General features: G+C 69.2%; 26 protein-coding genes. 3 read left to right on the forward strand and 23 right to left on the reverse strand.

What is annotated here, in order from left to right:
* The first annotated feature begins 429 nt into the window (after positions 1-429).
* On the forward strand, positions 430-3,381 hold the full coding sequence (locus ACO2TI_RS08500) for an Rne/Rng family ribonuclease (RefSeq protein WP_423283542.1): 2,952 nt from the start codon (positions 430-432) through the stop codon (positions 3,379-3,381).
* Between the two features lie 76 nt (positions 3,382-3,457).
* On the opposite strand, the gene nagZ is transcribed toward ACO2TI_RS08500, so the two are convergent.
* From nagZ to ACO2TI_RS08610, 22 genes are all read right to left on the reverse strand, one after another.
* The gene (gene nagZ, locus ACO2TI_RS08505; protein ID WP_423283544.1) at positions 3,458-4,513 is read right to left on the reverse strand and encodes a beta-N-acetylhexosaminidase; all 1,056 of its coding nucleotides are present in this window, start codon (positions 4,511-4,513) and stop codon (positions 3,458-3,460) included.
* Entirely contained in the window at positions 4,510-4,914 is a 405-nt protein-coding gene (gene acpS, locus ACO2TI_RS08510) for a holo-ACP synthase (protein WP_423283546.1), read from the reverse strand. Before acpS ends, nagZ begins: the two co-directional genes overlap by 4 nt.
* On the reverse strand, positions 4,911-5,729 hold the full coding sequence (locus ACO2TI_RS08515) for a pyridoxine 5'-phosphate synthase (protein ID WP_423283548.1): 819 nt from the start codon (positions 5,727-5,729) through the stop codon (positions 4,911-4,913). The genes acpS and ACO2TI_RS08515 overlap by 4 nt, the downstream gene beginning before the upstream one ends.
* A 13-nt stretch (positions 5,730-5,742) precedes the next feature.
* Complete coding sequence (gene recO / locus ACO2TI_RS08520) at positions 5,743-6,522, reverse strand: DNA repair protein RecO (protein WP_423283550.1); 780 nt, start codon at positions 6,520-6,522, stop codon at positions 5,743-5,745.
* On the reverse strand, positions 6,519-7,451 hold the full coding sequence (gene era, locus ACO2TI_RS08525; protein WP_423283552.1) for a GTPase Era: 933 nt from the start codon (positions 7,449-7,451) through the stop codon (positions 6,519-6,521). The genes recO and era overlap by 4 nt, the downstream gene beginning before the upstream one ends.
* Positions 7,448-8,170: a ribonuclease III gene (rnc, locus tag ACO2TI_RS08530; protein ID WP_423283554.1), complete on the reverse strand. Its 723-nt coding sequence runs from the start codon at positions 8,168-8,170 to the stop codon at positions 7,448-7,450. Before rnc ends, era begins: the two co-directional genes overlap by 4 nt.
* Before the next feature lie 33 nt (positions 8,171-8,203).
* A complete protein-coding gene (locus ACO2TI_RS08535) occupies positions 8,204-8,581 on the reverse strand; it encodes a DUF4845 domain-containing protein (RefSeq protein ID WP_423283556.1) in 378 nt (125 codons plus the stop codon).
* A gap of 26 nt (positions 8,582-8,607) precedes the next feature.
* A complete protein-coding gene (gene lepB, locus ACO2TI_RS08540; protein ID WP_423283558.1) occupies positions 8,608-9,576 on the reverse strand; it encodes a signal peptidase I in 969 nt (322 codons plus the stop codon).
* A 19-nt stretch (positions 9,577-9,595) separates the two neighbouring features.
* Positions 9,596-11,404: a translation elongation factor 4 gene (gene lepA, locus ACO2TI_RS08545; protein ID WP_423283560.1), complete on the reverse strand. Its 1,809-nt coding sequence runs from the start codon at positions 11,402-11,404 to the stop codon at positions 9,596-9,598.
* A gap of 541 nt (positions 11,405-11,945) precedes the next feature.
* Complete coding sequence (locus tag ACO2TI_RS08550; protein ID WP_423283562.1) at positions 11,946-13,496, reverse strand: DegQ family serine endoprotease; 1,551 nt, start codon at positions 13,494-13,496, stop codon at positions 11,946-11,948.
* A gap of 93 nt (positions 13,497-13,589) precedes the next feature.
* On the reverse strand, positions 13,590-14,642 hold the full coding sequence (locus ACO2TI_RS08555) for a MucB/RseB C-terminal domain-containing protein (protein WP_423283564.1): 1,053 nt from the start codon (positions 14,640-14,642) through the stop codon (positions 13,590-13,592).
* A complete protein-coding gene (locus tag ACO2TI_RS08560) occupies positions 14,642-15,274 on the reverse strand; it encodes a sigma-E factor negative regulatory protein (protein WP_423283566.1) in 633 nt (210 codons plus the stop codon). The genes ACO2TI_RS08555 and ACO2TI_RS08560 overlap by 1 nt, the downstream gene beginning before the upstream one ends.
* Positions 15,275-15,297: 23 nt before the next feature.
* Positions 15,298-15,906: an RNA polymerase sigma factor RpoE gene (rpoE, locus tag ACO2TI_RS08565; RefSeq protein ID WP_423283568.1), complete on the reverse strand. Its 609-nt coding sequence runs from the start codon at positions 15,904-15,906 to the stop codon at positions 15,298-15,300.
* A 4-nt stretch (positions 15,907-15,910) separates the two neighbouring features.
* Complete coding sequence (locus tag ACO2TI_RS08570) at positions 15,911-16,225, reverse strand: hypothetical protein (protein WP_423283570.1); 315 nt, start codon at positions 16,223-16,225, stop codon at positions 15,911-15,913.
* Between the two features lie 171 nt (positions 16,226-16,396).
* Complete coding sequence (gene fabF, locus ACO2TI_RS08575) at positions 16,397-17,641, reverse strand: beta-ketoacyl-ACP synthase II (RefSeq protein WP_423283572.1); 1,245 nt, start codon at positions 17,639-17,641, stop codon at positions 16,397-16,399.
* Positions 17,642-17,686: 45 nt separating this feature from the next.
* Positions 17,687-17,929 carry an acyl carrier protein gene (acpP, locus tag ACO2TI_RS08580; RefSeq protein WP_423283574.1) on the reverse strand — a complete coding sequence of 81 codons (243 nt, stop codon included), beginning with the start codon at positions 17,927-17,929 and terminating at the stop codon, positions 17,687-17,689.
* Positions 17,930-18,037: 108 nt separating this feature from the next.
* Positions 18,038-18,787 carry a 3-oxoacyl-ACP reductase FabG gene (gene fabG, locus ACO2TI_RS08585; protein WP_423283576.1) on the reverse strand — a complete coding sequence of 250 codons (750 nt, stop codon included), beginning with the start codon at positions 18,785-18,787 and terminating at the stop codon, positions 18,038-18,040.
* The gene (fabD, locus tag ACO2TI_RS08590) at positions 18,784-19,725 is read right to left on the reverse strand and encodes an ACP S-malonyltransferase (protein WP_423283578.1); all 942 of its coding nucleotides are present in this window, start codon (positions 19,723-19,725) and stop codon (positions 18,784-18,786) included. Before fabD ends, fabG begins: the two co-directional genes overlap by 4 nt.
* 58 nt (positions 19,726-19,783) lie before the next feature.
* Entirely contained in the window at positions 19,784-20,794 is a 1,011-nt protein-coding gene (locus tag ACO2TI_RS08595) for a beta-ketoacyl-ACP synthase III (RefSeq protein WP_423283580.1), read from the reverse strand.
* Positions 20,791-21,858, reverse strand: coding sequence for a phosphate acyltransferase PlsX (gene plsX / locus ACO2TI_RS08600; RefSeq protein ID WP_423284067.1), 1,068 nt, complete (start codon positions 21,856-21,858; stop codon positions 20,791-20,793). Before plsX ends, ACO2TI_RS08595 begins: the two co-directional genes overlap by 4 nt.
* A 131-nt stretch (positions 21,859-21,989) precedes the next feature.
* Complete coding sequence (gene rpmF / locus ACO2TI_RS08605; RefSeq protein ID WP_423283582.1) at positions 21,990-22,172, reverse strand: 50S ribosomal protein L32; 183 nt, start codon at positions 22,170-22,172, stop codon at positions 21,990-21,992.
* A gap of 160 nt (positions 22,173-22,332) precedes the next feature.
* Positions 22,333-22,893 (reverse strand): YceD family protein, encoded by a 561-nt coding sequence (locus tag ACO2TI_RS08610; RefSeq protein ID WP_423283584.1) that lies wholly within the window; start codon positions 22,891-22,893, stop codon positions 22,333-22,335.
* 55 nt (positions 22,894-22,948) lie between these two features.
* Here ACO2TI_RS08610 and ACO2TI_RS08615 point away from each other — a divergent pair, with 55 nt between their 5' ends.
* Both ACO2TI_RS08615 and ACO2TI_RS08620 read left to right on the forward strand, forming a co-directional pair.
* Positions 22,949-23,548 carry a Maf family nucleotide pyrophosphatase gene (locus ACO2TI_RS08615; RefSeq protein WP_423283586.1) on the forward strand — a complete coding sequence of 200 codons (600 nt, stop codon included), beginning with the start codon at positions 22,949-22,951 and terminating at the stop codon, positions 23,546-23,548.
* Entirely contained in the window at positions 23,545-24,336 is a 792-nt protein-coding gene (locus ACO2TI_RS08620) for an SAM-dependent methyltransferase (RefSeq protein ID WP_423283588.1), read from the forward strand. The genes ACO2TI_RS08615 and ACO2TI_RS08620 overlap by 4 nt, the downstream gene beginning before the upstream one ends.
* Positions 24,337-24,354: 18 nt before the next feature.
* On the opposite strand, the gene ACO2TI_RS08625 is transcribed toward ACO2TI_RS08620, so the two are convergent.
* The gene (locus tag ACO2TI_RS08625) at positions 24,355-25,812 is read right to left on the reverse strand and encodes a DEAD/DEAH box helicase (RefSeq protein ID WP_423283590.1); all 1,458 of its coding nucleotides are present in this window, start codon (positions 25,810-25,812) and stop codon (positions 24,355-24,357) included.
* Positions 25,813-25,816: the final 4 nt, after the last annotated feature.

Consider the following 25,816-nt stretch of genomic DNA (forward strand, 5'->3'; position numbering starts at 1 on the left):
AGGGCCGTTTCCCAAGGTGAGCGGTCGGCAGGCGCAAAAGCGGTGGCAGAGCCAGCGTAGAACGAACCACGACACAAGGTTTTCCGGCGGTAGTTGGGTTCCAGCGCTTCGCGCGCATGGCCAACCGAACTGCAGCCCGCGTCCCGTGATGCCTCGGATGTTTCCGGCCCGCCCACTTGCCATATCGCCCCATTGCACGGCCTTGCTGCCGGCTGGACGGCGCGTGGCCGGTTGCGCGCGCCGGTCCGGCATCGCGCGCTCGCATGCGCCAACGCCTGCGCTTTGAACCCTCGCGGGTGAGCCAGGTCCAGGGCGATTCCTTCTCGGTTCCTCCGCGCTGATTCGTGCATCGATCGGTCGCTTCCCGCGGGAGGTGACCGCAGTCGTGCGCGTCGGGCATGCATGGCCCGCCGCGGCGTAGGAGTGCGCATGAAGAGAATGCTGATCAACGCCACGCAGCCGGAAGAGCGGCGCCTGGCGATCGTCGAGGGCCAGAAGCTGCTCGACTTCGAAACCGAGATCGAAGGGCGCGAGCAGCGCAAGGGCAACATCTACAAGGCCGTCGTCACGCGCGTCGAGCCCTCGCTGGAAGCCTGTTTCGTCGACTACGGCGAAGACCGCCACGGCTTCCTGCCGTTCAAGGAGATCTCCAAGCAGTACTTCAAGGACGGCGCGGACCTCAAGAACGCCAAGATCTCCGACGTCATCAAGGAAGGCCAGGAACTGCTGGTCCAGGTCGAGAAGGAAGAGCGCGGCAACAAGGGCGCGGCGCTGACCACCTTCATCTCGCTGGCCGGCCGCTACCTGGTGCTGATGCCCAACAACCCGCGCGGCGGCGGCGTCAGCCGGCGCATCGAGGGCGAGGACCGCGAGGAGCTCAAGGAGAACCTCGACCAGCTCGAGTACCCCAAGGGCATGAGCCTGATCGCGCGCACCGCCGGCATCGGCCGCACCGCGCCCGAGCTGCAGTGGGACCTCAACTACATGCTCAAGCTCTGGGACGCCATTGACGGCGCCTCCAAGGCGGGCAAGGGCGCGTTCCTGATCTACCAGGAGTCGTCGCTGGTGATCCGCGCGATCCGCGACTACTTCACCGCCGACATCGGCGAGATCCTGATCGACACCGACGACATCTACGATCAGGCCAAGCAGTTCATGAACCACGTGATGCCGGAAACGGCCAATCGCGTGAAGCGCTACCGTGACGATGCGCCGCTGTTCAGCCGCTTCCAGATCGAGCACCAGATCGAGACCGCGTTCTCGCGCACGGTGAACCTGCCGGCCGGCGGCGCGATCGTGATCGACCACACCGAGGCGCTGGTCTCGATCGACGTGAACTCCGCGCGCGCCACGCGCGGCGGCGACATCGAGGAAACCGCCACGCGCACCAACCTCGAGGCGGCCGACGAGATCGCGCGCCAGATGCGCCTGCGCGACCTCGGCGGCCTGATCGTCGTGGACTTCATCGACATGGAGGAGTCCAAGAACCGCCGCGAGGTCGAGACCCGCCTGCGCGACGCGCTGCGCTCGGACCGCGCGCGTGTGCAGTTCAGCTCGATTTCCAAGTTCGGCCTGCTCGAACTCAGCCGCCAGCGACTGCGCCCGGCGCTGTCCGAAGGCAGCCACATCACCTGCCCGCGCTGCAACGGCACCGGCCACATCCGCGACACCGAGTCTTCCGCGCTGCAGATCCTGCGCATCATCCAGGAAGAGTCGATGAAGGAGAGCACCGCAGCCGTGCACGTGCAGGTGCCGGTGGAAGTGACCTCGTTCCTGCTCAACGAGAAGCGCACCGAGATCACCAAGATCGAGCTCAAGCAGCGCGTGACCGTGCTGCTGGTGCCCAACAAGCACCTCGAGACGCCGAACTACAAGCTCGAGCGCCTGCGCCACGACGACCCGCGCCTGGAGAACCTGCAGGCGAGCTACTCGATGATCGAGGAGCCGGACGACGAGGTCTCGATCAGCCGACGCGAGAAGGCCAAGGCCAAGCAGGAGCCGGTCATCAAGGGCGTGCTGCCCGACCAGCCGGCGCCGGTCGCGCCGCCCAAGCCGGAGCCCGCGGCTGCGGCGCCCGTCGCGCCGCCGGTGGCCACGCCGATTCCCGCGCCGGTGCAAGGCAGCGGCGGCTTCTTCGGCTGGCTCAAGAAGCTGTTCGGCGGCGAGACGCAGGCCCCGGCGCCGGTCGTGGCCGCGCCGGCCGTGCCGGCCAAGGAAGCGCGAGAGCCGCGTGAAGGTGGTCGCGATGGCGGTCGCGGCGGGCGCGGCGGCCGCGGTGGCCGTCGCGGCGACGAGCGCCGCGAAGGTGGCCGTGAAGGCGGCCGCGAGGGTGGTCGCGAAGGCGGCCGCGAGGGTGGTCGCGAAGGCGGCCGCGAGGGTGGTCGCGAAGGCGGCCGGACGGAGGCACGCGAAGGTCGCCAAGGCGGCCGTGCGGACGGTGGTGCGCAAGGCGATGCCGGCGCGCGGCGCGACGGGCGCCGTGACGAGTCGCGTCGCGACGAACGCAAGGGCAATGCGCAGGGCGAGCGCCCGCCGCGCAGCGAGGTCGAGGCCACCGGTGTGTCGAACGAGGCACGCGAGGCGCGTGGCGAATCGCGCGGCGAAGGTCGCGCAGAAGGTCGCGCAGAAGGCCGTGCGGAGGGCCGCGGGGAAGGCCGCCGCGGCGGTCGCGGCCGTGGTGGCGAGCGCGGCGCCGAGGCGCGGCCCGAGGCCGTCGAAGCCGAGGCGCCGGTCGCCGAACTGGGCGCAGCGTCGGCGATGGCCGCGGTGGCCGAGGCTGCCGGCATCGGCGGCGAGGCACCGCGCGCCGAGCCGGCCGCCGAGGGCGAGGCCGGCGAGCGCGAAGGCGGTCGCCGTCGTCGTCGCCGTGGCGGACGCGGTCGCAATGGCGAGCGCGGCGAAGGCGCGCGTGCCGAGGGTGGTGAGGCCATCGAGGAAGGCGCCGAGGCCGTCGCGCTGCTGGCCGAGGGCGAGCCGCTGGGCGAGGATGTCGGCGCGAGCGTGATCGAGACACTGTCGATCGACGTCGCGCCGGAGGCTGCCGAACCCGTGGTCGCCGCGCCGGCGGCGCTTGAAGAAGCCAAGCCGACGCCGGCGCCGGTGGCTGCGATGGAGCCGATCGCGGCGCCCGCGCCTGCACCGGTTGCGTTCGCGCTGCCGCTCGACGACCTGGCCGCGCTGGCGCGCAATGCCGGCCTCGAGTGGGTGAACTCGGACACCGACAAGATCGCCGCGGCGCAGGCCGCCATGGCCGCCGAGCCGAAGCCGGTGCATGTGCCGCGCGAGATCAAGCCGGTGGTGCTGCCCGATGAAGGCCCGCTGGTCCTGGTCGAGACGCGCAAGGACTTGTCGCAGTTCGCGCTGCCGTTCGAGTCGCGTTGACCGACGCGCGTCGCCAATGAAAAGAGCCCGTCGCGACGGGCTCTTTTCTTTTCGGCGTCCTTTGGGTCGCGCCGCGTCAGGGGAGCCGTTCGAGCGCGTGCTGGTAGCGCGCGTCGTGCATCAGTTCGTCCCAGGGCAATGGGTCGGAGGTCGGCAGCAGGGCGATGCGGCGACGCTCGGCGTCGACGTCGGGCGCCCATCGACCGAGACCCGCGGCCTGCGCCAGGCCGTCGAGCAGCTCGTCGATCGGGGCTCCGCCGTCGACGAGCGACTGGTTGCACAGCAGCACCATGTCGCAGCCCGCATTGAGCGCCGCGATGCCGGCCTCGAGCGGCGAGCCGGCGACGGTGGCGCCCTTCATCGACAGGTCGTCGCTGAAGATCGCGCCGGGAAAGCCGAGCTGTCCGCGCAGCACACCTTGCAGCCAGTGCTTCGAGAAGCCGGCGGGCTGCGAATCGACCTTGGGGTAGACGATGTGCGCCGGCATCACCGACGCGAGGCTGGTCGACAGCCATTCGTAGGGCCGCGCGTCGTCGGCCAGGATGGCGTCGAGCGTGCGCCCGTCGACCGGGATCTCGGTGTGCGAATCGGCCGCCACGAAGCCATGGCCGGGGAAGTGCTTGCCGCAGTTGGCCATGCCGGCCTGCAGCAGGCCGTGCATCACGCTCTTGGCGAGCATCGCGACGACGCGCGCGTCGAGGTGGAAGGCACGGTCGCCGATCACGGCGCTGGCGCCGTAGTCGAGGTCGAGCACGGGCGTGAAGCTCAGGTCAACGCCGCATGCGCGTAGTTCGCTCGCGAGCACGTAGCCGCAGGCGGTGGCCGCGTCGGTGGCGGTGAGCGCGTCTTGCATCCACAGCTCGCCGAGGCGGCGCATGGGCGGCAGGTGAGTGAAACCGTCGGTGCGCAGGCGCTGGACACGTCCGCCCTCGTGGTCGATGGTGACCAGCAGGTCCGGTCGCTGCGCCTTGGCTTCGGCGACCAGCTCGGTGAGCTGGCGGCGGTCGCGCCAGTTGCGCGTGAAGAGGATCAGGCCGCCGGTCATCGGGTGGTCGAGGCGGCGCCGGTCGGCATCGGTCAGCGTCGGGCCGGCGATGTCGATCACCGCCGGGGCATGGGAAAAGTCGCTCATGGCTGGGAAGGAAGGTGCTCGACCACCACGAAGGCGGCAGCGTGGTCGGATTCGTCGGTGACGCTCACGTGGGCCTTCAGGCCGCGCGCGGCGAACCAGCGCGCCAGCTCGCCGTGCAGGCGGATCTGCGGTGCGCCGCCCGGCACGTTGACGACCTCGCAGGCGCGCCAGGTCATCGGCATGTGCATGCCCAGGCCGATGGCCTTGGAGAAGGCCTCCTTGGCCGCGAAGCGCGTGGCCAGATAGCGCAGGCCCCGCCCGGGCACGCGTGCACTGCGCGCGCGCCAGACCTCGAGTTCGTGCGGACCGAGCACCTTGTGTGCGAAGCGCTCGCCCTTGCGCGCGAGCACGCGCTCGATGCGGCGCACGTCGCAAAGATCGGTGCCGATACCGTAGATCATCGTCCGGCTCGGCGGGCGAGTACCGCCTCGGCCTGGAAGTCGCGCACCGCTTGCGCCAGCCCGACGAACAGCGCGTGGCCTACCAGCGCGTGGCCGATGTGCAGCTCGGCCACTTCGGGCAGCGCCGCGACCATGTGCGTGCTGCTGGGCGGCTCGTCGGCGGGACGCTCGACGCCCGGAGACCACAGCGCCAGGCCATGGCCGGCATGCGTGCGCAGCCCCAGCGATCGGCCCAGGCGCAGGCCCTCGCGCAAGCGAGCGAGTTCGTGCGCCATGGCCTGCGCATCGCGTGCCCACCAGGCGTTCGCGAACGCGCCGGTGTGGAGCTCGATGCAGGGCGCGCCGGCCGCGGCCGCGGCCTCGATCTGCGCCGGATCGGCGCCGATGAAGAGCGAGACGCGCGCGCCGGCCTCGGCCAGGCGCACGCAGGCCTCGCGGATGCGCGCGAGCTGGCCGGCCACCTCGAGCCCGCCTTCGGTCGTGACCTCCTGACGACGCTCGGGCACCAGGCAGACGTGCTCGGGGCGCGTGCGCTCGATGATCGCGAGCATCTCGTCGGTGACGGCGGCCTCGAAGTTCAGCGGTGCGCGGATCGTCTCGCGCAGGCGCGCGACATCGTCGTCGCGGATGTGGCGCCGGTCCTCGCGCAGATGAAAGGTGACGATGTCCGCACCGGCGTCGACGACGAGGCGCGCGGCCTCCACCGGCGAGGGGAAGTCGCCTCCGCGCGCGTTGCGCAGCGTCGCGACGTGGTCGATGTTGACGCCCAGCAGCGGCGCGTCGTTGGTCGCGAGGTGCGATCCGGCGTAGGTCATGGCGGTTCAGGCGCTAAGGCGCCTGCAGGTCGATCATCAGCTGCCGCGTGCGCAGCATCGGCGTGCCGAGATGATAGTGAAGCACCTGCCGCAGCTGCGTCTTCAACGGCGCGAGCCACGGCGCGACCGCGGCCTGCAGCGCGACGACGTCGGCATCGCCGCGCCCGAGCACGGCCTGCAGCGCGCGCCAGCCGGCCGCCGCGATGCCGCCCTCATCGACCGGCACCAGGCCGGCTTCGGCACGCAAGGCATAGGACTGGCTGTCGAGCAGCGCGCGCTGTGTCTGCGTCTCGCGGCCGAGCTCGGGCAGCAGGCCGGTCTCGCGCAGCAGCAGCAGCTCGAAAGCGCGCAGCGCGGTCTCGAGCTCGGCATCGCGCGGCGCCGCCAGCGCCGGCAGTGTTGCGGCATAGGCGTCGAACAGCAGCGGGTGCGGATCGTGGCGCGCGAGGAGCTTGATCAGCAGCTCGTTGAGGTAGAAGCCGGCCAGCAGCGCGGCGTCGCGCGGCAGTGCCGCACCGCCGGCCCACTCGGCGCTGCGCAGCGGCAGCACCTCGCCGGCGCCCTCCTCGCCCGTGGTCTCGCGGCGACGGCCGGTGACCACCGTCAGGCGCTGGAAGGGCAGCAGCACGCCGCGCCATTGCGAGGTGGGCCGTTTGGCCCCCTTGGCCGCGACGACGATGCGCCCTTCGCCGCGCGTGAAGAGATCGAGGATCAGGCTGGACTCGCTCCAGTCGTAGCGGTGCAGCACGTAGGCGGCCAGCGGCGCCGCCGCGCGGCTCGGCGCGGCGCTCACTCGTAGCCGTAGGACTTGAGCCGCGCCTCGTCGTCAGCCCAGCCGGAACGGACCTTGACCCACAGCTCGAGGAAGACCTTGCCGTCCATCAGACGCTCGAGCTCGGTGCGCGACTCCGTGCCGATGCGCTTGAGGCGCTCGCCTTTCTCGCCGATCACCATGCCCTTGTGGGCCTCGCGCTCGACGATGATGGTCGCCGCGATGCGGCGCAGCGCGCCCTCTTCCTCGAACTTCTCGATCACGACGGTCGAGGTGTAGGGCAGCTCGTCGCCGGTGAGGCGAAACAGCTTCTCGCGAATGATTTCGCTGGCGAGGAAGCGCTCGCTGCGGTCGGTGAGCGCGTCGGCGTCGTAGTACCAGGGCTGCTCGGGCAGGTAGGGCGCGATGATGCCGAGCAGTCGCAGCGCCTCGTCCTCGCGCTTGGAGGTCAGCGGCACGAACTCGGCGAACGGATGCCGCTCCTGCATGGCCTTCAGCCACGGCGCCAGCTCGGCGCGGCGCTGCACCAGGTCGAGCTTGTTGGCGACCAGCACACAGGGCTTGCCGGGCGGCACGAGCGCCAGCACCTTGGCGTCGTCCAAACCGAAGCGGCCCGCCTCGACGACGAACAGCACCAGATCGACGTCGGACAGCACCGACTGCACCGTCTTGTTCAGCGAGCGGTTGAGCGCGCCGGTGCCGCGCGTGGTGTGGCGCGTCTGGAAACCGGGCGTGTCGACGAAGACGAACTGCGCCGCGCCCTCGGTGCGGATGCCCGTGATGCGGTGACGCGTGGTCTGCGCCTTGCGCGAGGTGATGCTGATCTTCTGGCCGACCAGCGCGTTGAGCAGCGTCGACTTGCCCACGTTGGGTCGGCCGACGATGGCCACCAGGCCGCAGCGTTGCGCCGGCTCGCTGCCGGCGTGGGAGGAAGGGATTTCGGGGTTCATGCGCCGGTCGCGTCGGGACCGGACAGTTTAGCGAGCGCGGCCGCGGCCGCGGCCTGCTCGGCGGCGCGCCGGGAGCGGCCCTCCCCGGTGGTCTGAAGCCCGCGCGAGGCCACTTCGCAGGCAACGACGAAGATCTGGTCGTGCTGGCGCCCGCGCGTCGACTCGATGCGGTAGGCCGGCACCGGTTCGCGGCGCGCCTGCAGCCATTCCTGCAGTTCGGTCTTCGCGTCCTTCGTCCAGGCTTCGACGGCGGTGGCTTCGAGCCGCGGCGCGAAGAGCTGCTCGACGAGGGCGCGCGCGGCTTCGAAGCCGGCGTCGATCTGGACCGCGCCGATCAGCGCCTCCAGCGCATCGGCCAGGATCGACGCCCGCTGCCCCCCGCCCGAGCGCTGCTCGCCCTCGCTCATGCGCAGCAGCGGCGACAGGCCCAGCTCGAGCGCAATGCGGTGCAGCGACTCCTCCCGCACGAGGTGGGCGCGCACGCGAGTCAGGTCGCCTTCGGGAGCGTCGGGGAAGCGGGCATAGAGCAGGCCCGAGATCGCGGCCGCGAGCACGGCGTCGCCGAGGAACTCGAGCCGCTCGTTGTGCTCGGCGCCAAAGCTCTTGTGCGTCATTGCGCGCTGCAGCAGCGCGGTGTTCGAGAAGCGCTGCCCGAGCCGCTGCTCGAGCGCCGCCAGGCCATCAGGAAGTGCCGGGCGGGGCTTGCTTCGCTCAGCCATGGGCCGGCTGGCGCCGGCCAGCCGGCGCGGCGTTCATTGCGACCGCCCTTGGTATTTGATCAGCAGGTAGACCGGCTCGACGAGCTCGATCTCCTTGTCGTAGGCGAAGCGGATCACCGTGCGCTCGTTCTCCTTGGTGATCTGCAGATCCTTGCCGGAAATGCTGCTGATCGAGTATTCGATGTCCTTCTGCTTTTCGAAGGCGGCCCGGATCTCCGGCACGGTGCTGTAGCCCTCCGTCACCAGCTTGTTCACCGCGCGCTGGATCGTGAAGAACTCGTTGAGCGTCGGCAGCACCTTGACCGCCACCAGCGCCACCGCGGAGACGACGATCGCCCAGAACAGCAGGCCGATCAGGGAGACGCCGCGCTGCTTCGAATCGCAGCGGGCCGGCAGCCGAGAAACTGTCATCGAGGACTCCTGCGAACGCAAAGAGGTCACTGGAACGAGCCAATCCGACCGAGATTACCGAAATTCATCCACACGAAGAAGGCCTTGCCGACGATGTTCTCGTCGGGCACGAAGCCCCAATAGCGCGAATCCTGAGAATTGTCACGGTTGTCGCCCATCACGAAATAGTGACCGGGCGGCACCTTGCAGCTCACGCCTTCGGCGCTGTAGCTGCAGTTGTCGCGAAACTTCTGGAACTCGGGCATCGGGATCACGAAGCCGGGACGCTCGCGGTCGTTGAGGATGCGGTGCTCGACCTCGCCCAGCTTCTCACCGAACTGCTGCGCGTAGCGCAGGTTGTCCTCGTCGTAGTAGTCCGGCAGCGCGTTCTTGGAAACCGGCTCGCCGTTGATCGTCAGGCGCTTGTTGAGATAGGCCACGGTGTCGCCGGGCAGGCCGACCACGCGCTTGATGTAGTCGACCCGCGTGTCGACCGGATAGCGGAACACGATCACGTCGCCGCGCCGGGGGTCGTGGTTGGCAACGACCTTCTTGTTCAGCACCGGCAGCCGGATGCCGTAGTGGTACTTGTTGACCAGGATGAGGTCGCCGATCGTCAGCGTCGGGATCATCGAACCGGAAGGAATCTTGAACGGCTCGAACAGGAAGGAACGCAGCAGGAAGACGGCCAGGATCACCGGAAACAGGCCGGCCGTCCAGTCGAGCCACCACGGCTGCGCGAGGACGGCCTCCTTGGCCTGGACCAGGGCGCTGTCGACCTGTGTGATGCCCTGCTTGGCGAGTTCGCTACGGCGCTGCGCGTCCTGGCGCTCGAGCGCACCGGCGGCCGCCGCGCGCTGCGGGGCAAAGTGGAAGCGCTCGGCCAGCCAGTAGCCCAGCGTGACGAGCGTCAGCACGAACAGCAGCAGCGAGAAGTTGCCGGTCCAAGCGCCGACATACCAGCCGCCAAGGTAGGCGACGAGCGCGGCGTAGAGCAGCCCGGTGAATGCACTCATGGGGAGCGTCGTGGGGGTGTCAGTCATCGACCTGCAGGATGGCGAGGAACGCTTCCTGCGGCACCTCGACGGTCCCGATCTGCTTCATGCGTTTCTTGCCGGCCTTTTGTTTTTCGAGCAGCTTGCGCTTGCGGGTGATGTCACCGCCGTAGCATTTTGCCAGCACGTTCTTGCGCAGCGCCTTGATGTTCTCGCGCGCGATGATGTTGGCGCCGATGGCCGCTTGAATCGCGACGTCGTACATCTGACGCGGGATCTGCTCGCGCATCTTGGCCGCCACCGCGCGGCCGCGGAATTGGCTCTGGCTGCGGTGCACGATGATCGACAAGGCGTCGACACGATCGCCGTTGATCAAGATGTCGACCTTCACGACATCGGCAGCGCGGTACTCCTTGAACTCGTAGTCCATCGACGCGTAGCCGCGCGAGACCGACTTCAGCTTGTCGAAGAAGTCCAGCACGATCTCCGCCAGCGGCAACTCGTAGGTCAGGTGCACCTGGCGGCCGTGGTAGGCCATGTTCATCTGCACGCCGCGCTTCTGGTTGGCCAGCGTCATCACCGGGCCGACGTAGTCCTGCGGCATGTACAGGTGCACCGTGACAATGGGCTCGCGGATCTCCTGGATGCGGCCCTGCTCCGGCATCTTGGAGGGGTTCTCGACCTGGAGCACCGTACCGTCACCCAGCACGACCTCGTAGACCACGCTCGGCGCAGTCGTGATCAGGTCCTGGTCGAACTCGCGCTCCAGGCGCTCCTGCACGATCTCCATGTGCAGCAAGCCCAGGAAGCCGCAGCGAAAGCCGAATCCCAGCGCCTGCGAAACCTCGGGCTCGAAGCGCAGCGAGCTGTCGTTGAGCTTGAGCTTCTCGAGCGCGTCGCGCAGCGAGTCGTACTCGCTGGCTTCGGTGGGGTACAGGCCCGCGAAGACCTGCGGCTGGATCTCCTTGAAGCCGGGCAGCGGCTCGCTCGCCGGACCGGCATTGTTCGGCAGCTTCTTTTCCAGCGTGACCGTGTCGCCGACCTTGGCTGCCGCCAGTTCCTTGATGCCGGCGATCAGGAAACCCACCTCGCCGGCGCGCAGTTCCTCGCGCGGCAGCGACTTGGGCGTGAACACGCCCAGCTGCTCGATCGGGTAGACCGCGTCGGTTGCCATCATGCGGATACGCTCGCCCTTTTTCAGCGAGCCGTCGACCACGCGCACCAGCATCACGACGCCGACGTAGTTGTCGAACCAGGCGTCGATGATCATCGCGCGCGGAGGGCCGTCGGCCCGGCCGCGCGGCGCCGGCATGCGGGTGATGACGGCTTCGAGGATGTCGTCGATGCCCATGCCGGTCTTGGCCGAACACGGAATCGCCTCGGACGCGTCGATACCGATCACGTCCTCGATCTCGGCCTTGGCCGCCTCGGGGTCGGCCTGCGGCAGGTCCATCTTGTTGAGCACCGGCACGACCTCGACGCCGAGGTCGAGCGCGGTGTAGCAGTTGGCGACCGTCTGCGCCTCGACGCCCTGGCTCGCATCGACGACGAGCAGCGCGCCCTCGCAGGCCGAGAGCGAACGGCTCACCTCGTAGCTGAAGTCGACATGCCCGGGCGTGTCGATCAGATTGAGGTTGTAGGTCTTGCCGTCGCGAGCCGTGTACTGCAGTGCCGCGGTCTGCGCCTTGATCGTGATGCCGCGCTCGCGCTCGATGTCCATCGAGTCCAGCACCTGCGCTTCCATCTCGCGATCGCTCAGCCCGCCGCAGCGCTGGATGATCCGGTCGGCCAGGGTGCTTTTGCCGTGGTCGATGTGGGCAATGATCGAGAAGTTGCGGATGTGATCCATGAAAGCCTGTCGAGCACAGCCCTCAGCGTCGATCGGTGGTCGCGCGAGGCCGTCTCATGTCGCCGGCAACGACGTAAGCATCCGCACGGTGCGCGGGCCGGACATAAAAAAAAGGCACGTCGAACCGGTGACGCGCCTTCCAACAAAAGCTATGGCAACTGCGTTGTTGGACCTTCATTGTAGCGAAAGCCCCCCCCTTGGAAACCGCGCCGTTGCTTGAGATCAGCCCGTTGCGGTGCGCCAACAAGGAATTTCATCCACAGCTTTTCCACAATTGCTTGTGGACCGGCTGTGGACGATTTTGCAGTGCCGCCGATCGGCCGCGGAAGGAACGGAAACCGGCTCGAATCGGCCGCAATTCTATCGAACGCCCGGCGCAATGGGTTCGCCGAGTCAGAAAGTCAGTGTTCACAAACATCGCTGAACACTGATTTATTCACAGTCGGGCATCGATGAACGCCATTCGCCAAGCCGCTTGACTCTCACAAAATGAAAAGACCCGGCAGCCTCGTCGGCTCCGGGTCTTGCCGGCCGACAGCGGTCAGCGCGCCGGCCGGATCAGCGCGTACTGGGCCCAGTCGCCGCGGCGGAACAGCACGCTGACCGGCTTGGACTTGTCCAGCTTCGCGACGATGGCCTCGAACTGCCTGGTATCGGCCACCTCGGTGTTGGCCACGGCCAGCACGATGTCGCCTTCGCGCAGACCGGCGCGTGCCGCCGCGCCTTCGACGGCCTCAAGTCGCACGCCGCCCTTGAGCTTGAGCTCGCGCTTTTGCGCGTCGGTCAGGTCCGCCACCGTCATGCCGAAGGCACCGGCCGGCGCGGGCGTGGGCTTGGCGCCCGGCGTGGGGCTGCCGGCACGCGTGGCGCGATCCGGTTCGAGCTCGGCCACCGCGACCGTGAGTTCGCGCGCATTGCCGCGGCGGAACACCTGCAGCGCCGCCTTGGTGCCGGGCTTGGTGTTGCCGACGAAGCGCGGCAGGTCGGTCGAGCGCTCGACCGGCTTGCCGTCGAAGCGCGTGATGATGTCGCCCGGCTCGACGCCGGCCTTCTCGGCCGGACCGCCCGCCTCGACCGAGCGAACCAGCGCGCCGGTCGCCTTGCCCAGTCCGAGCGATTCGGCGACATCCTTGGTCACCTCGCCGATCGTCACGCCAATGCGGCCGCGCACGACACGGCCGCTGGCGCGCAGCTGGTCCGCGACGCGCATGGCCTCGTCCATCGGGATCGCGAACGAGATGCCCATGAAGCCCCCCGAACGGCTGAGGATCTGCGAATTGATGCCGACCACCTCGCCGCGCAGGTTGATGAGCGGTCCGCCCGAATTGCCGGGGTTGATCGCGACGTCCGTCTGGATGAACGGGATGAACTCGCCGGTCTCGCGCGCCTTGGCGCTCACGATGCCGGCGGTCACGGTGTTCTCCAGCCCGAACGGCGAGCCGATCGCCATGACCCATTCGCCGACGCGCAGCTTGTTGACGTCGCCGATGCGCACTGCCGGCAGGTTGGCCGCGTCGATCTTCACCACCGCCACGTCGGTGCGCTTGTCGCTGCCGATGATCTTGGCCTTGAGCTCGCGCTTGTCGGTCAGCGTGACGTAGACCTCGTCCGCGCCCTCGACGACATGCGCGTTCGTCATCACGTAGCCGTCGGCGCTGAGGATGAAGCCCGAACCGACGCCGCGCTGCTGCTCCTCTTCCTCGGGGCCTTGGCGCGGGTTGCGCCGCGGCTGCGGGAACTGGCCGGGCGGCACGCCGAAGAAGCGCCGGAAGAACTCCTGCATGTCTTCGTCCATCTCGGGCGCATTGCGCCCGGGGCGCACGCGTTCGGTGGTGCGGATGTTGACCACCGACGGGCCGACCTGTTCGACGAGGTCGGTGAAGTCGGGCAGCCCGCGCGCGGCCGCAACGCTGGGCGAGGGCAATGCCGGCGCCGTGGCGCCCGCTTGCGCGTGGCTGCTGGGCGGCGCCAGCACGACCGCGGCCGTCACTGCGGCGGTGCCTGCCAGCGCGGCGAATCCGAGCCAGGTGCGGGAACCGCGTCGAGCGGACCAACGAATTCGAGTTTGGGGCGAGAGCTTGTCGATGGGCATGTCGTATCTCACAGGGTCGACAACGGTTCAGTGGTCAGAACGCAGATGCAGACGCCGCGGGCGCGGCCGAGTTCCGGTAAAGAAAGCCCTCAGTCAGGGCCGACGTTCCTGCGCCGCGGCAAAGGCCCGCAAGGTGACCACCGGCACATCGCCGATCACGGTCAGCCACCAATCGCCTTGTCTGCGCGCCAGCGTCTGCGTGGCGCCCATGGCCATCAGCAGTTCACGGCGATGCGTCGCGGGGTTGTAGGGCTCCAGAAAGACCGAGACGTGGGTGAGTCCGTCGGAATAGATGGTCTGCAGCACCGCGGCCGGCGCGGCCGAGTTCCCCGGCTCCGCGTCGATCGTGCGGCGCACGCTGCTGACGTGCTTGAAGCCCGGTGGCAATTCGCGCACCTGCCAGCCCTCTTGCGCAAGGTCGACCGGTTCGAGCACCGGACGCTGCACCCGATAGCCCTCCAGCCGCTTCATCGGCACCAGCACCACATCCGGCTGCGACTTCACGCCGATCTGCAGATCGGAGAAGGCCGACGCCTCGATCACTTCGCCCTGCGCTCCCAACACCTCGGCGCGCAGCAGAAGGCCGCTGTCCTTCTCGGCCCACAGGCGGTAGCCGAAGCGGAAGTGGTCCTTGGGCTTGAGCAGCAACACGTTGGCCTCGTGGCCCGCCACACGATCGCGACCGAGCGGCCGCGCGTCGTAGTGCCGGACGATGCGGTCGGCACTGGACTGCAGCAGGGCGGGAAAGCCGCCGGTCATGTGGCGTGTCTCGACCACCGCGACGCGGCTGCCGGGCCACATGGTCTGGACCACGTCGTTGTGGCGCAGCACCTGTCTGCGCTGCCCGTCGAGCGAATCGATTCGTTCCAGCTGGTTGCGACCATCGCAGTAATGGACGATGCGCGAACTCGTGACAGTGCCGCCGGCGCTGACGACAAAGGTGCCCTGGAAGCTCTTCTGACCGGCCGCGGCGTGGATGCGCTCGAGCCAGGCTCGCGCTTCGCGCGCGTCGACGAGCGGATCACCGGTCTGCGCCCACGCCGGCGCGGCAGCCGCGGCACCAAGCACGCCGCCCATGCACAGCGCGGCCATCAGGCGACGCCGGCAGCCGAGGCCGGTGCGAGACGCAAGCGTCGGAAAGCCCATCAGCGGTTCGGAGCTTCGTAGGTGGCGTTGCGCAGGAAGCCCGACGGCACTCCCAGCGCCGAACTGCCACCGAACTGTTGGTGCGCCGCGAGATAGCGCTCGATGCGCGCGTCGCGGATCAGCGCGCCATTGGCAGCTGTAGCCCGCTCATCGGCGACCGCAACCGGCGCGGACGCCGAGGCCAACTGCGTCGCCGCCGTGGCAGCGATGGGTTCAGGCGCACGCGCCAGTTGCGGTGCCGCGACCGGTTCACGGCCGCCGGGCCCGCCGAGCACGACCAGCGCACCGGCCACCGCCACGAACCCAGCCGCAACCGCTCCGGATGCGATCCAGCGGCGCGCACTGCGGCCGGTTGCGCCGTTGGTCTTCGATGGCGCAGGCGCCACGACCACCGGCTCTTCGGCAATGCGCGCACGCACGGCAGCCCACAGCGTCGCATCGCGGCTGGATCCTGCCAGGTCATCCGAGCGCAGCACGTCGCCGATCAGGTGATAGGCGTGCCAGCGGCTGCGCAGATCCGCGTCGTCGCGCCAGCTCACCGACAAGCGTGCCGCGATGCTCTCGTCGACCTCGCCGTCGGCCAGGGCCGAAAGGTCCTCGTGAGCATCCAGATCGGTCGACTCGGGTCGCATGTCGTTTCTCCAAAGGCGCCGGCTTACCAGCGCTCTCCTTCACGGGTGTCCAGCAACGGCCGTAGCCGCTGCGCGATCGCCTCGCGCGCGCGGAAGATGCGCGATCGCACGGTGCCGATCGGACAGTTCATCACCGTGGCGATGTCCTCGTAGCTCAGGCCTTCGATTTCCCGCAGCATGATCGCCTGGCGCAGATCCTCGGACAGCGCCTCGATCGCGGCGTTGACGGTCGCCGCGATCTCCTTGCTGGCGAGCACCGCATCGGGCGTCTCACCGTCGCTTAGTTCGTTCTCGACGCGCGAAGTTTCGTCGTCGTCCTCGGCGCCCGCGAGCGCCGATTCGGTGACCAGCGGATCGCGCTTGAGTTCCATCAAGGCCTTCTTGGCCGTGTTGACCGCGATCCGGTAGAGCCAGGTGTAGAAGGCGCTCTCGCCGCGGAACTGCGGCAAGGCGCGGTACGCACGGATGAAGGTTTCCTGCGCGATGTCGGCCACCAGGTCGGAGTCGCGCACCATGCGCGCGATCAGCCGCTCGATGCGGCGCTGGTACTTCACCACCAGCATCTCGAAAGCACGCTGGTCGCCGCGTTTGACGCGGTCGATCAGCAGGGCATCGGCGGCAGCGTCGGACATGCGCTCAAGCGGAAGAATCGGTCGCGGTGAACTCGGTCTCCGCAGGGCGGGCGCAATATACCGCACGCCGCAGGGACGGCCAGTCGGCACCCACGCGACGACGCGACGCCGCCAGCCACAGGGCGCGGCGGGAAGTCGCGGCCGGCTCGAAGCGCAGCAGCAGCCAGGCATCCAGGTCGACGGCCACGGCAAGGCGGCCATTGCGCGCGACGCGACGGCCCCGCAGCGACTGCAGCCACCACTCCTGGCCATCCCAGCGCAGCTGCTGTGGCGGGCGCCGCCAGCTTGCCACCCACCAGGTGCCGAAGGTCATCGCCACGGCGGCGGGCAACAGCCACCGCGGCGCTGCGCCGTCCCATGCCCAGGCCGACCCGCACGCCACCGCGAGCAAGCCCAGGCAAGCCGAGACGATCAGCCACGCTGGCTCGCGCGGCAGTTCGATTTCGAAGGCAGGTGCGGCTCGCAAGCCGGCCGATGGCCCGTGCGGGCGTCAGACGCGGCGGAACACCAGGGTGCCGTTGGTGCCGCCGAAGCCGAAGTTGTTCTTCACGGCGACGTCGATCTTCATCTCCCGCGCTGTATTGGCGCAGTAGTCGAGATCGCACTCGGGATCCTGGTTGAAGAGGTTGGTGGTCGGCGGCGACACCTGATGGTGGATCGCCAGCACCGTGAACACCGACTCGATACCGCCCGCGCCGCCCAGCAGGTGGCCGGTCATCGACTTGGTCGAGTTGACGACCAGCTTCTTGGCGTGATCGCCGAACGCGAGCTTGATCGCGTTGGTCTCGTTGACGTCACCCAGCGGCGTCGAGGTGCCGTGGGCGTTGAGGTAATGCACGTCGGCTGCGTTGATGCCGGCGTTCTTGAGCGCCGCGACCATCGAGCGGCGGGGGCCGTCGACGTCGGGCGCGGTCATGTGGAACGCGTCGGCGCTCATGCCGAAGCCGGTGAGCTCGGCATAGATCTTCGCGCCGCGCTTCTTGGCCGACTCGTACTCCTCGAGCACCATCACGCCGGCGCCCTCGCCGAGCACGAAGCCGTCTCGGTCCTTGTCCCAGGGGCGGGAGGCCGTGGCCGGATCGTCGTTGCGGGTCGACAGCGCGCGCGCCGCGGCGAAGCCGCCGATGCCCAGCGGCGAGACGGTGCTTTCCGCGCCGCCGGCGATCATCACGTCGGCATCGCCGTACTCGATCATGCGCGCGGCCTGGCCGATGCTGTGCAGGCCGGTCGTGCAGGCGGTGACGATGGCCAGGTTCGGGCCCTTGAAGCCGCACTGGATCGACACGTGGCCCGAGATCATGTTGATGATCGAGGCCGGCACGAAGAACGGTGAGATCCGTCGCGGCCCGCGTGCCGCGTACTCGATCTGCGTCTCCTCGATCATCGGCAGGCCACCGATGCCGGAGCCGACGATGCAGCCGATGCGCTCAGCCAACTCGGGCGCAAGTGCTTCGCCGGTGGGCAGGCCTGCATCCTTCACAGCCTGCAGCGAAGCCGCCAGGCCGTAGTGGATGAAGGTGTCCATGTGGCGGGCTTCCTTGGCCGGGATGTAATCCTCGACGTTGAAGCCCTTGACCTCGCCCGCAAATCGTACGGCCAGGTTCGAGGCATCGAACTTGGTGACGTTGGCGATGCCGGACTTGCCGGCGACGAGGTTGCTCCAGGACTCGGCCACCGTGTTGCCCACGGGCGTGACCAGCCCGAGCCCGGTGACGACGACGCGACGACGGCTCATCGTAAGAAGCGCTGACGGCTGCTGTTCAGGGAGAGAAGGCGCCGATCAGGCGGCCTTGGCGTGCTTGAGCGCGTAGTCGATCGCGTGCTGCACGGTGGTGATCTTCTCGGCCTCTTCGTCCGGGATCTCGATGCTGAATTCGTCCTCCAGCGCCATCACGAGTTCCACCGTGTCCAGCGAATCGGCGCCCAGGTCGGCGACGAAAGCCTTCTCGTGGGTGACTTCGGCCTCGGCCACGCCAAGTTGTTCGGCAATGATCTTCTTGACGCGTGCTTCGATATCGCTCATGAACTCCTCCAGGGAGGTAACGGAAAACAAGGGGGGGATTCTAAGGGGTCTAGGGTGTCGGACCTAAGTCAGCCCCGGCGGGGGAAAACCTGACCGGCGCGGCAGGCCTCAGCCCATGTACATGCCGCCGTTGACGTGCAGCTCGGTGCCGGTGATGTAGCCGGCGCCCGGCGAGGCCAGGAACACCACGGCCTGGGCGATCTCCTCCGGCGCGCCAAGGCGGCCCAGCGGGATCTGGCCCAGCAGCGCGTCCTTCTGGGCCTGAGGCAGGGCCTCGGTCATGTCGGTCTGGATGAAGCCCGGCGCGACGCAATTGACGGTGATGCCGCGGCTGCCCAGTTCGCGCGCCAGCGCCCGGGTCATGCCCGCCACGCCGGCCTTGGCGGCCGCGTAGTTGGCCTGGCCGGGGTTGCCCGAGGCGCCCACCACGGAAGTGATGCTGACGATGCGGCCGTAGCGCTGCTTCATCATCGGACGCATGACGGCGCGGCTGGCGCGGAACACGGCCTTCAGGTTGGTGTCGTGGACGGCGTCCCAGTCTTCGTCCTTCATGCGCATCGCGAGCTGGTCGCGCGTGATGCCGGCGTTGTTGACGAGGATATGGATCGCGCCGTGCTGCTTGACGATGCCGTCGATGGCCGCCTCCAGCGCCGCGGCGTCGGTCACGTCGAGCTTGAGGCCTGCGCCGCCATGAGGCGCCAGCGCATCGCCGATCGCGGCTGCGCCCGACTCGGTGGTCGCGGTGCCGATGACCTTGACGCCCTGGGCGGCCAGCGCCATCGCGATCGCGCGGCCGATGCCGCGGCTGGCCCCGGTGACCAGGGCCACCTGGCCGGAAAGCGTGGTGACGTCGCTCATTGGAGGATTTCCTTCTGTTCGACCAGCGTGGCCGGGTCGGCAATGCCGCCGGCCACGATCTCGGCGTCGATGCGCTTGGCCAGACCTTGCAGCACCTTGCCAGGACCGCATTCGATGACATGCGTAATGCCGCGCGCCTTGAGCGCCTGCACCGTCTCGACCCAGCGCACCGGGCCGAAGGCCTGGCGATAGAGCGCATCGCGGATCGCCTGCGGACCGGCCTCGGCCTTCACGTCGATGTTGTTGATCACGGCGATCTTCGGCGCCGCGAAGCTGGTCGCCGCCAGCTGGGCCTTCAGCCGCTCGGCGGCCGGCTTCATCAGGCTCGAATGGAACGGCGCCGACACGGGCAGCGGCAGCGCACGCTTGGCACCCTTGGCCTTGAGCACTTCGCAGGCCTTCTCGACCCCGGCCTTGCTGCCGGCGATCACGGTCTGCGCAGGATCGTTGAAGTTCACCGCCTCGACCACCTCGCCGCTGGCCGCCGCCGCTTCGGCGCAGCCTTCGATCACGGCCTGCGAGGCCAGGCCCAGCACGGCCGCCATGCCGCCCGCGCCGACCGGCACCGCGTCTTGCATCGCCTGAGCGCGAAAGCGCACCAGCTTGACCGCGTCACCGAGCGTCAGGCTGCCCGCCGCGACCAGCGCGCTGTACTCGCCCAGCGAATGGCCCGCCACCGCGGCCGGCGCACGGCCGCCCTCGGCCAGCCACGCGCGCCAGCAGGCGACGGCTGCCGTCAGCATCACCGGCTGGGTGTTGGTCGTGAGGTCCAGCTGCTCCTTGGGGCCGCTCTTGATCAGCGCACCGAGGTCTTCGCCCAGCGCGGCCGAAGCCTCGGCCAGCGTGTCGCGCACGGCCGCATGCTCGCCCCAGGCGTCGAGCATGCCGACGGCCTGCGAGCCCTGGCCGGGAAAGACAAAGGCGAACGAGATCGTCATCTGTGGTGGTCTCCAGGTTCGTGAGAGCGCGGCCTTGCAGCCGCGTGCCGCCGCTCGGTCAGAAGTCGAGCAGCACGGCGCCCCAGGTGAAGCCGCCGCCCACGCCTTCGAGCATGACCGTATCGCCGCGCTTCACGCGCCCGGCGCGCACCGCGTGGTCGAGCGCGAGCGGAATCGAGGCGGCCGAGGTGTTGCCGTGCTCGTCGACCGTGACGACGAGCTTGTCCATCGGCAGCTTCAGCTTCTTGGCCGTGCCCTGCATGATGCGGATGTTGGCCTGGTGCGGAATCAGCCAGTCGATGTCGGCTTCGGTGCGGCCCGACTTGTCGAGCACCGCGCGGGCGGCCTGCTCGAGCACGCCGACCGCCAGCTTGAACACGGCCTGGCCGTCCATCTTGAGCAGCGGATCGCCGAGCACCTTGCCGTTGGCCACGGTGCCGGGCGTGCACAGGATCTCGACATGGCGACCGTCGGCATGCAGCTCGGTGGCCAGGATGCCCGGCGTGTCGCTCGCTTCGAGCACCACGGCACCGGCGCCGTCGCCGAACAGCACGCAGGTCGTGCGGTCGTTGAAGTCGAGGATGCGCGAGAACACCTCGGCGCCGACCACCAGCGCGCAGCGCGCGCTGCCGGTGCGGATCATCGCGTCGGCGATCGTGAGCGCATAGACGAAGCCCGAGCACACGGCCTGCACGTCGAACGCCGGGCAACCATGCACGCCGAGCTTGCGCTGCAACAGGCAGGCCGCCGACGGGAAGATCATGTCCGGCGTCGAGGTCGCGACGATGATCAGGTCGATCTCGTCGGCGCGGCGGCCGGCCGACTCGAGCGCGTGGCGGGCCGCCTCGAGCGCGAGGTCGCTGGTCGTGACACCCTCGTCGGCGAAGTGGCGCGCCCGGATGCCGGTGCGCTCGACGATCCACTCGTCCGAGGTCTCGATGCCGCGCGTGGCGAGATCGGCCGCGAACTCGGCGTTCGTGATGCGCTTGGGAGGAAGGTAGCTGCCGGTGCCGGTGATGCGCGAGTAGCGCACTGCAGCGGCAGGCTGCGAGGAAGTGGTAGCAGTCATGCGGCTTGGGCCACCGTCGTGTCGCCGCCGGGATCGCCGCTGGGCATGGCCTGCAGCGTCTCGAGAATGCGGTCGTGGACGCGATCGAGCAGTCGGTTTCGCGCCGCATCATACGCGCGGTTCAGCGCCTGCTCGAAAGCGAAGGCATCGGCTGAACCGTGGCTCTTGAACACCAGGCCGCGCAGGCCGAGCAAGGCGGCGCCGTTGTAGCGCCGATGGTCGACGCGGTGCTTGAAGTGCTTGAGAACCGGCAGGGCCACGACCGCGGCGAGCTTGCTGTACCAGCTGCGCGTGAACTCCTGCTTGATCATCGTCGAAAGCATCGACGCCAGGCCCTCGGCCGTCTTGAGCGCCACGTTGCCGACGAAGCCGTCGCACACGACCAGGTCGGTCGTGCCCTTGAAGATGTCGTTGCCCTCCACGTTGCCGTGGAAGTTCAGGTGGCCGCCGGCCGCCGCCTCGCGCAGCAGCTCGCCGGCACGCTTGATCGTGTCGCCGCCCTTGATGGCCTCTTCGCCGATGTTGAGCAGGCCGACCGTCGGGTCTTCCTTGCCCTCGACCGCGGCGACCAGCGCAGTGCCCATCACCGCGAACTGCAGCAGGTGCTCGGCCGTGCAGTCGACGTTGGCGCCCAGGTCGAGCACGGTGGTGTGGCCGTCCAACTGGTTGGGCATCACGGTGGCGATCGCCGGGCGGTCGATGCCGTCGAGCGTCTTGAGCAGGTAGCGCGCCACCGCCATCAGCGCGCCGGTGTTGCCGGCCGACACGCAGGCCTGAGCGGCGGGCGCGCCGTCGGCACCGGCCTTGAGCTGCGAGATCGCGACGCGCATCGAAGAGTCCTTCTTGCGGCGCAGCGCGACCTCGACCGAGTCGTCCATCGTGACGACCTCACTGGCGGCAACGATGCGGCAGCGCGCCCAGCCGGCCGCTTCGGCAAGCGCCTCGGGGCGCCCCACCAGCAGCAGCTCGGCCTGCGGATGGGCAGCCAGGAAGGCGCGGCTGGCCGGCAGCGTCACGGACGGGCCGTGGTCACCGCCCATGCAGTCGACGGCAATGCGGATCACGTCGGTCATCGCGGCATCCCGATGCGGCAAGCCAATGAGAGCGCCCGGCCGCCTGCGTCACAGGGGGCCGGGCGTACAGGAATGCAATCGGCGATCGTCACCATTCGCGCAGTGTGCGCGAACGCGAGGACTCAGGCGTCGGCCTTGGTCTTCACGACCTTGCGGCCGCGATAGAAACCGTTGGGGCTGATGTGGTGACGCAGGTGCGTCTCGCCCGTCGTGGGCTCGACGGCGATGCCCGGCGTGCCCAGGGCATTGTGCGAACGGTGCATGCCGCGCTTGGAGGGCGACTTCTTGTTTTGCTGAACGGCCATGATGGGCTCCTAAATGCAGAGGTGGCTGCGCGAGGGTCGCGCCCGTGGGCACCAGCCGGGATCGGTGGGATCCCCAGGCGAGCGTCCAGCCACATGACGCGCCGGATGGCACTGCATGGCCATCCGCAAAAGCCGGCTAGTGTAGCACAGGGGTCGTCGCTCAATCGCCCGCTTTCTTGAGCTTGGCAAGGGCGGCAAACGGATTCGGCTTGGCGGGTTCGTTGTCGGCATCCGGCTGCGCTGGCGCCGCTGCCGGAACCGGCAGCGGCTTGGGACACACCTCGTGACGCGGCACGATCGGCAGCGCCAGCAGCAGCTCGTCTTCGACCAGCTCGATCAGGTCGAGCGAGCGCGACAGCGGCAAGACGTCGTCCTCGCTGTCGGCGTCCAGCGCCGCGGCGGCGGCTTCGCCTCCGTCGACGAAACGCAGGCGGCGATCGACCTCGACCGGCGCCGTCACCGGCGCGAGGCAGCGCTGGCACTCGAGCGGCATCTCGACCGCCGCATGCAGGTGCAGCCAGATTTCGGCGGGTGCACCGACGCGCGTCTTGCGCTCGCCTTGCGCGCGCCAGCTCACCAGCGGCGCGGACTCGGCAGCGACGGCCGACTCGGCGAGCCTCGGCAGATCGGCCAGCGGTGCCTGGCCTTGCAGTTCGGTGCCCGCGGTCGCGAAGGCCGCGACGTCCAGGCGCCTGGGGTTGTGTTCTCGGGGAGCGGCCATGGCGGCAGTGTAGGCGCCGTATCCGCGCCGGGCCCGTGCAGGACAATGCGCCGCCATGTCAGCCTCTTCGCCCCGCCTCGTGCTCGGCTCGACTTCGCGCTACCGCCGCGAGCTGCTCGAGCGCCTTCGCCTGCCCTTCGATGTCGACCGCCCGGCGGTCGACGAAACCGCGCAACCCGGCGAGGCGCCGGCCGCGCTCGCCGAACGGCTCGCGCTGGAGAAGGCGCGCGAGGTCGCGATGCGGCACCCGGGTGCCGTGGTGATCGGCTCCGACCAGGTGGCCGACCTCGACGGCCAGGCGATCGGCAAGCCCGGCACGCACGAACGCGCGGTCGAGCAGCTGCGCAGCATGCGCGGCCGCACGGTCGTGTTCCAGACCGCGGTGGCCGTGGTCAATGCGTCCACGGGCTTCGAGGCACTGCGGCGCGTGCCGGTGCAGGTGCGCTTTCGCGCCCTGGACGACGACGAGATCGAGACCTACCTGCGCCTCGAACAACCTTACGACTGCGCCGGCAGCGCCAAGAGCGAGACGCTGGGCATCGCCTTGCTGGAGGCGATCACGTCCGACGATCCGACGGCGCTGGTCGGCCTGCCGCTGATCGCCACCTGCGAACTGCTGCGCCAGGCCGGCATCGACCCGGTTCGACGCGGATGAACGCCGTCGCGCCGCGCCCGGGCACGCTGCTGCTGGTGCCCAACACCCTGGATCTCGGCACCTGGAGCGGGCCCGACGAGGCGCCCGACCTGCGCAGCGTGCTGCCGCAAGCCGTGATCGAGACAGCCGCCGGCCTCGGCCACTGGGTGTGCGAGAACGCCAAGAGCACGCGGGCGATGCTCAAGCGCATCGGCGCGCTCGTGCCGCTGTCGCAGCCGCTGCAGGCGCTCGACTTGAAAGAGCTGCCGCGCCCGCCCAAGGGCGCACGCGCAGCGACCGACGACGGCGCCATGCTCGATGCGCTGCTCGCGCCCGCGCTGGCCGGACATGATCTCGGCCTGGTGTCGGAAGCGGGGCTACCAGGCGTTGCGGACCCGGGTGCCGCGCTCGTCGCACGGGCCCATCGGCGGGGCATCCCGGTGCGCGCGCTGTCCGGCCCGAGCTCGATCACGCTGGCACTGGCCGCCAGCGGACTCAACGGGCAAAGCTTCGCGTTCGTGGGCTATGTGCCTCAAGACAGCGCCGCGCTGGCCCAGCGGCTGCGCGAGCTCGAGCAGGTCTCGCGCAAGCTGGCGCAGACGCAGGTCCTGATCGAGACGCCCTACCGCAACGCGGCCCTGTGGCAGGCGCTGCTGGCCGGGCTATCGCCGGCGACGCAGCTGTCGGTCAGCTGCGGACTCACGCTGGAAGGCGGCTTCAGCCGCACCGACACGGTGGCGCGCTGGCGAACAGCGCCGCCAATCGACTGGCCGGCACAACGGCCGGCGGTGTTCCTGCTGCTGGCCTGACCGACGGGCCGGCAGCGCTCAGGAGCTGCCGCCGCCCAGCAGCGCGGCAACCTTGCGCTTGGGCTTGATGTAGCGGGACAGGCCGGCAGCCGGCTTGACCTCGGCCTTCTCCCAGCTCGGCGCCGCGTCGGCCGCAGGCTCTTCATAAGGACGATCGAAGAACGGGTCGACCGGCGCGGCGCGACGCGGCGCGAAGTCGGTGCGTGCCTCGCGCGAATCGCGGCGCTCGCGCGGCGCGTCGTCGTCGAGGCGCGGACGACGGCGCGGGCGGTCGTCCTCGAGCTCGAAGGGCTCGACCTCGATCTTCTTCTTGATGAGCTTTTCGATCTCGGCCATCTGGCGCGCGTCGTTGCGCGTGACCAGCGTGATCGCCAACCCCGAGGCGCCGGCACGTCCGGTGCGGCCGATGCGGTGGACATAGTCTTCCGCGTTGAACGGCACGTCGAAGTTGAACACCGCCGGAAGGTCGGCGATGTCGAGGCCGCGCGCGGCCACGTCGGTGGCGACCAGCAGCTCGACCTCGCCGGCCTTGAACGCGGCCAGCGACTTCAGGCGCTCGTCTTGCGATTTGTCGCCGTGCAGCGCGTTGGTCTTGAGGCCGTCGCGCTCGAACGAGCGGGCCAGGCGAGCCGCGCCCAGCTTGGAGTTGACGAACACGATGGCCTGCGAGAGCTCGCGATCGCGCAGGATCTGGCGCACGGCGCGGCGCTTGTCGTCGTCGTCGACGTTGAAGAAGCGCTGCTCGACGGTCGCTGCGGTGGCGTTGGGCCGCGCCACCTCGACCAGCACGGGATCCTGCAGGTAGCTCTGCGCCAGGCGCTTGATCTCGGGCGAGAACGTGGCCGAGAACAGCAACGTCTGGCGCTGCTTGGGCAGGTAGCTCAGGATGCGCTGCAGATCCGGCAGGAAGCCGATGTCGAGCATGCGGTCGGCCTCGTCGAGCACCACGTACTCGACCTGGCTCAGGCTGCAGTTCTTGGCCTCGATGTGATCCAGCAGCCGGCCCGGCGTGGCGATCAGCACCTCGACGCCGCGCTTGAGCTCGGCGGTCTGCGGCTTCATGTCGATGCCGCCGAACACCACGGTGGAACGCAGCAGCGTGTGCTTGGCGTAGGCCCTGACGTTGTTGGCGACCTGGTCGGCCAGCTCGCGCGTGGGTGCCAGCACGAGCGCACGCACCGGGTGGCGCGCGGGCGACACCGAGTTGCTCTCGTGCTTGAGCATGCGCTGCAGCAGCGGCAGCGAGAACGCGGCGGTCTTGCCGGTGCCGGTCTGCGCGGCACCCATGACGTCGCGCCCCTCCAAGACGATCGGAATCGCCTTGGCCTGGATCGGCGTCATCGTGAGGTAACCGGAGTCGGCCACCGCGCGCAGCAGCTTGGGATCGAGCGCGAGGGTGTCGAAACGGGAGGGGGGCGCAGCTTGAACCTCTGCGCCGGAGGCGGCCGCCGGGGCGGCCGTTGCGGATTCGGACATGCGG

The organism is Caldimonas sp. KR1-144, assembly GCF_049446155.1.
Classification (GTDB): Bacteria; Pseudomonadota; Gammaproteobacteria; order Burkholderiales; family Burkholderiaceae_C; genus Rivibacter.

Coding starts and splice junctions, on each gene's coding strand:
- ACO2TI_RS08500 (WP_423283542.1), top strand. CDS start 430: ATGAAGAGAATGCTGATCAACGCCACGCAGCCGGAAGAGCGGCGCCTG.
- nagZ (WP_423283544.1), bottom strand. CDS start 4,513: ATGAGCGACTTTTCCCATGCCCCGGCGGTGATCGACATCGCCGGCCCG.
- acpS (WP_423283546.1), bottom strand. CDS start 4,914: ATGATCTACGGTATCGGCACCGATCTTTGCGACGTGCGCCGCATCGAG.
- ACO2TI_RS08515 (WP_423283548.1), bottom strand. CDS start 5,729: ATGACCTACGCCGGATCGCACCTCGCGACCAACGACGCGCCGCTGCTG.
- era (WP_423283552.1), bottom strand. CDS start 7,451: ATGAACCCCGAAATCCCTTCCTCCCACGCCGGCAGCGAGCCGGCGCAA.
- rnc (WP_423283554.1), bottom strand. CDS start 8,170: ATGGCTGAGCGAAGCAAGCCCCGCCCGGCACTTCCTGATGGCCTGGCG.
- ACO2TI_RS08535 (WP_423283556.1), bottom strand. CDS start 8,581: ATGACAGTTTCTCGGCTGCCGGCCCGCTGCGATTCGAAGCAGCGCGGC.
- lepB (WP_423283558.1), bottom strand. CDS start 9,576: ATGAGTGCATTCACCGGGCTGCTCTACGCCGCGCTCGTCGCCTACCTT.
- lepA (WP_423283560.1), bottom strand. CDS start 11,404: ATGGATCACATCCGCAACTTCTCGATCATTGCCCACATCGACCACGGC.
- ACO2TI_RS08550 (WP_423283562.1), bottom strand. CDS start 13,496: ATGCCCATCGACAAGCTCTCGCCCCAAACTCGAATTCGTTGGTCCGCT.
- ACO2TI_RS08555 (WP_423283564.1), bottom strand. CDS start 14,642: ATGGGCTTTCCGACGCTTGCGTCTCGCACCGGCCTCGGCTGCCGGCGT.
- ACO2TI_RS08560 (WP_423283566.1), bottom strand. CDS start 15,274: ATGCGACCCGAGTCGACCGATCTGGATGCTCACGAGGACCTTTCGGCC.
- rpoE (WP_423283568.1), bottom strand. CDS start 15,906: ATGTCCGACGCTGCCGCCGATGCCCTGCTGATCGACCGCGTCAAACGC.
- fabF (WP_423283572.1), bottom strand. CDS start 17,641: ATGAGCCGTCGTCGCGTCGTCGTCACCGGGCTCGGGCTGGTCACGCCC.
- acpP (WP_423283574.1), bottom strand. CDS start 17,929: ATGAGCGATATCGAAGCACGCGTCAAGAAGATCATTGCCGAACAACTT.
- fabG (WP_423283576.1), bottom strand. CDS start 18,787: ATGAGCGACGTCACCACGCTTTCCGGCCAGGTGGCCCTGGTCACCGGG.
- fabD (WP_423283578.1), bottom strand. CDS start 19,725: ATGACGATCTCGTTCGCCTTTGTCTTTCCCGGCCAGGGCTCGCAGGCC.
- ACO2TI_RS08595 (WP_423283580.1), bottom strand. CDS start 20,794: ATGACTGCTACCACTTCCTCGCAGCCTGCCGCTGCAGTGCGCTACTCG.
- rpmF (WP_423283582.1), bottom strand. CDS start 22,172: ATGGCCGTTCAGCAAAACAAGAAGTCGCCCTCCAAGCGCGGCATGCAC.
- ACO2TI_RS08610 (WP_423283584.1), bottom strand. CDS start 22,893: ATGGCCGCTCCCCGAGAACACAACCCCAGGCGCCTGGACGTCGCGGCC.
- ACO2TI_RS08615 (WP_423283586.1), top strand. CDS start 22,949: ATGTCAGCCTCTTCGCCCCGCCTCGTGCTCGGCTCGACTTCGCGCTAC.
- ACO2TI_RS08620 (WP_423283588.1), top strand. CDS start 23,545: ATGAACGCCGTCGCGCCGCGCCCGGGCACGCTGCTGCTGGTGCCCAAC.
- ACO2TI_RS08625 (WP_423283590.1), bottom strand. CDS start 25,812: ATGTCCGAATCCGCAACGGCCGCCCCGGCGGCCGCCTCCGGCGCAGAG.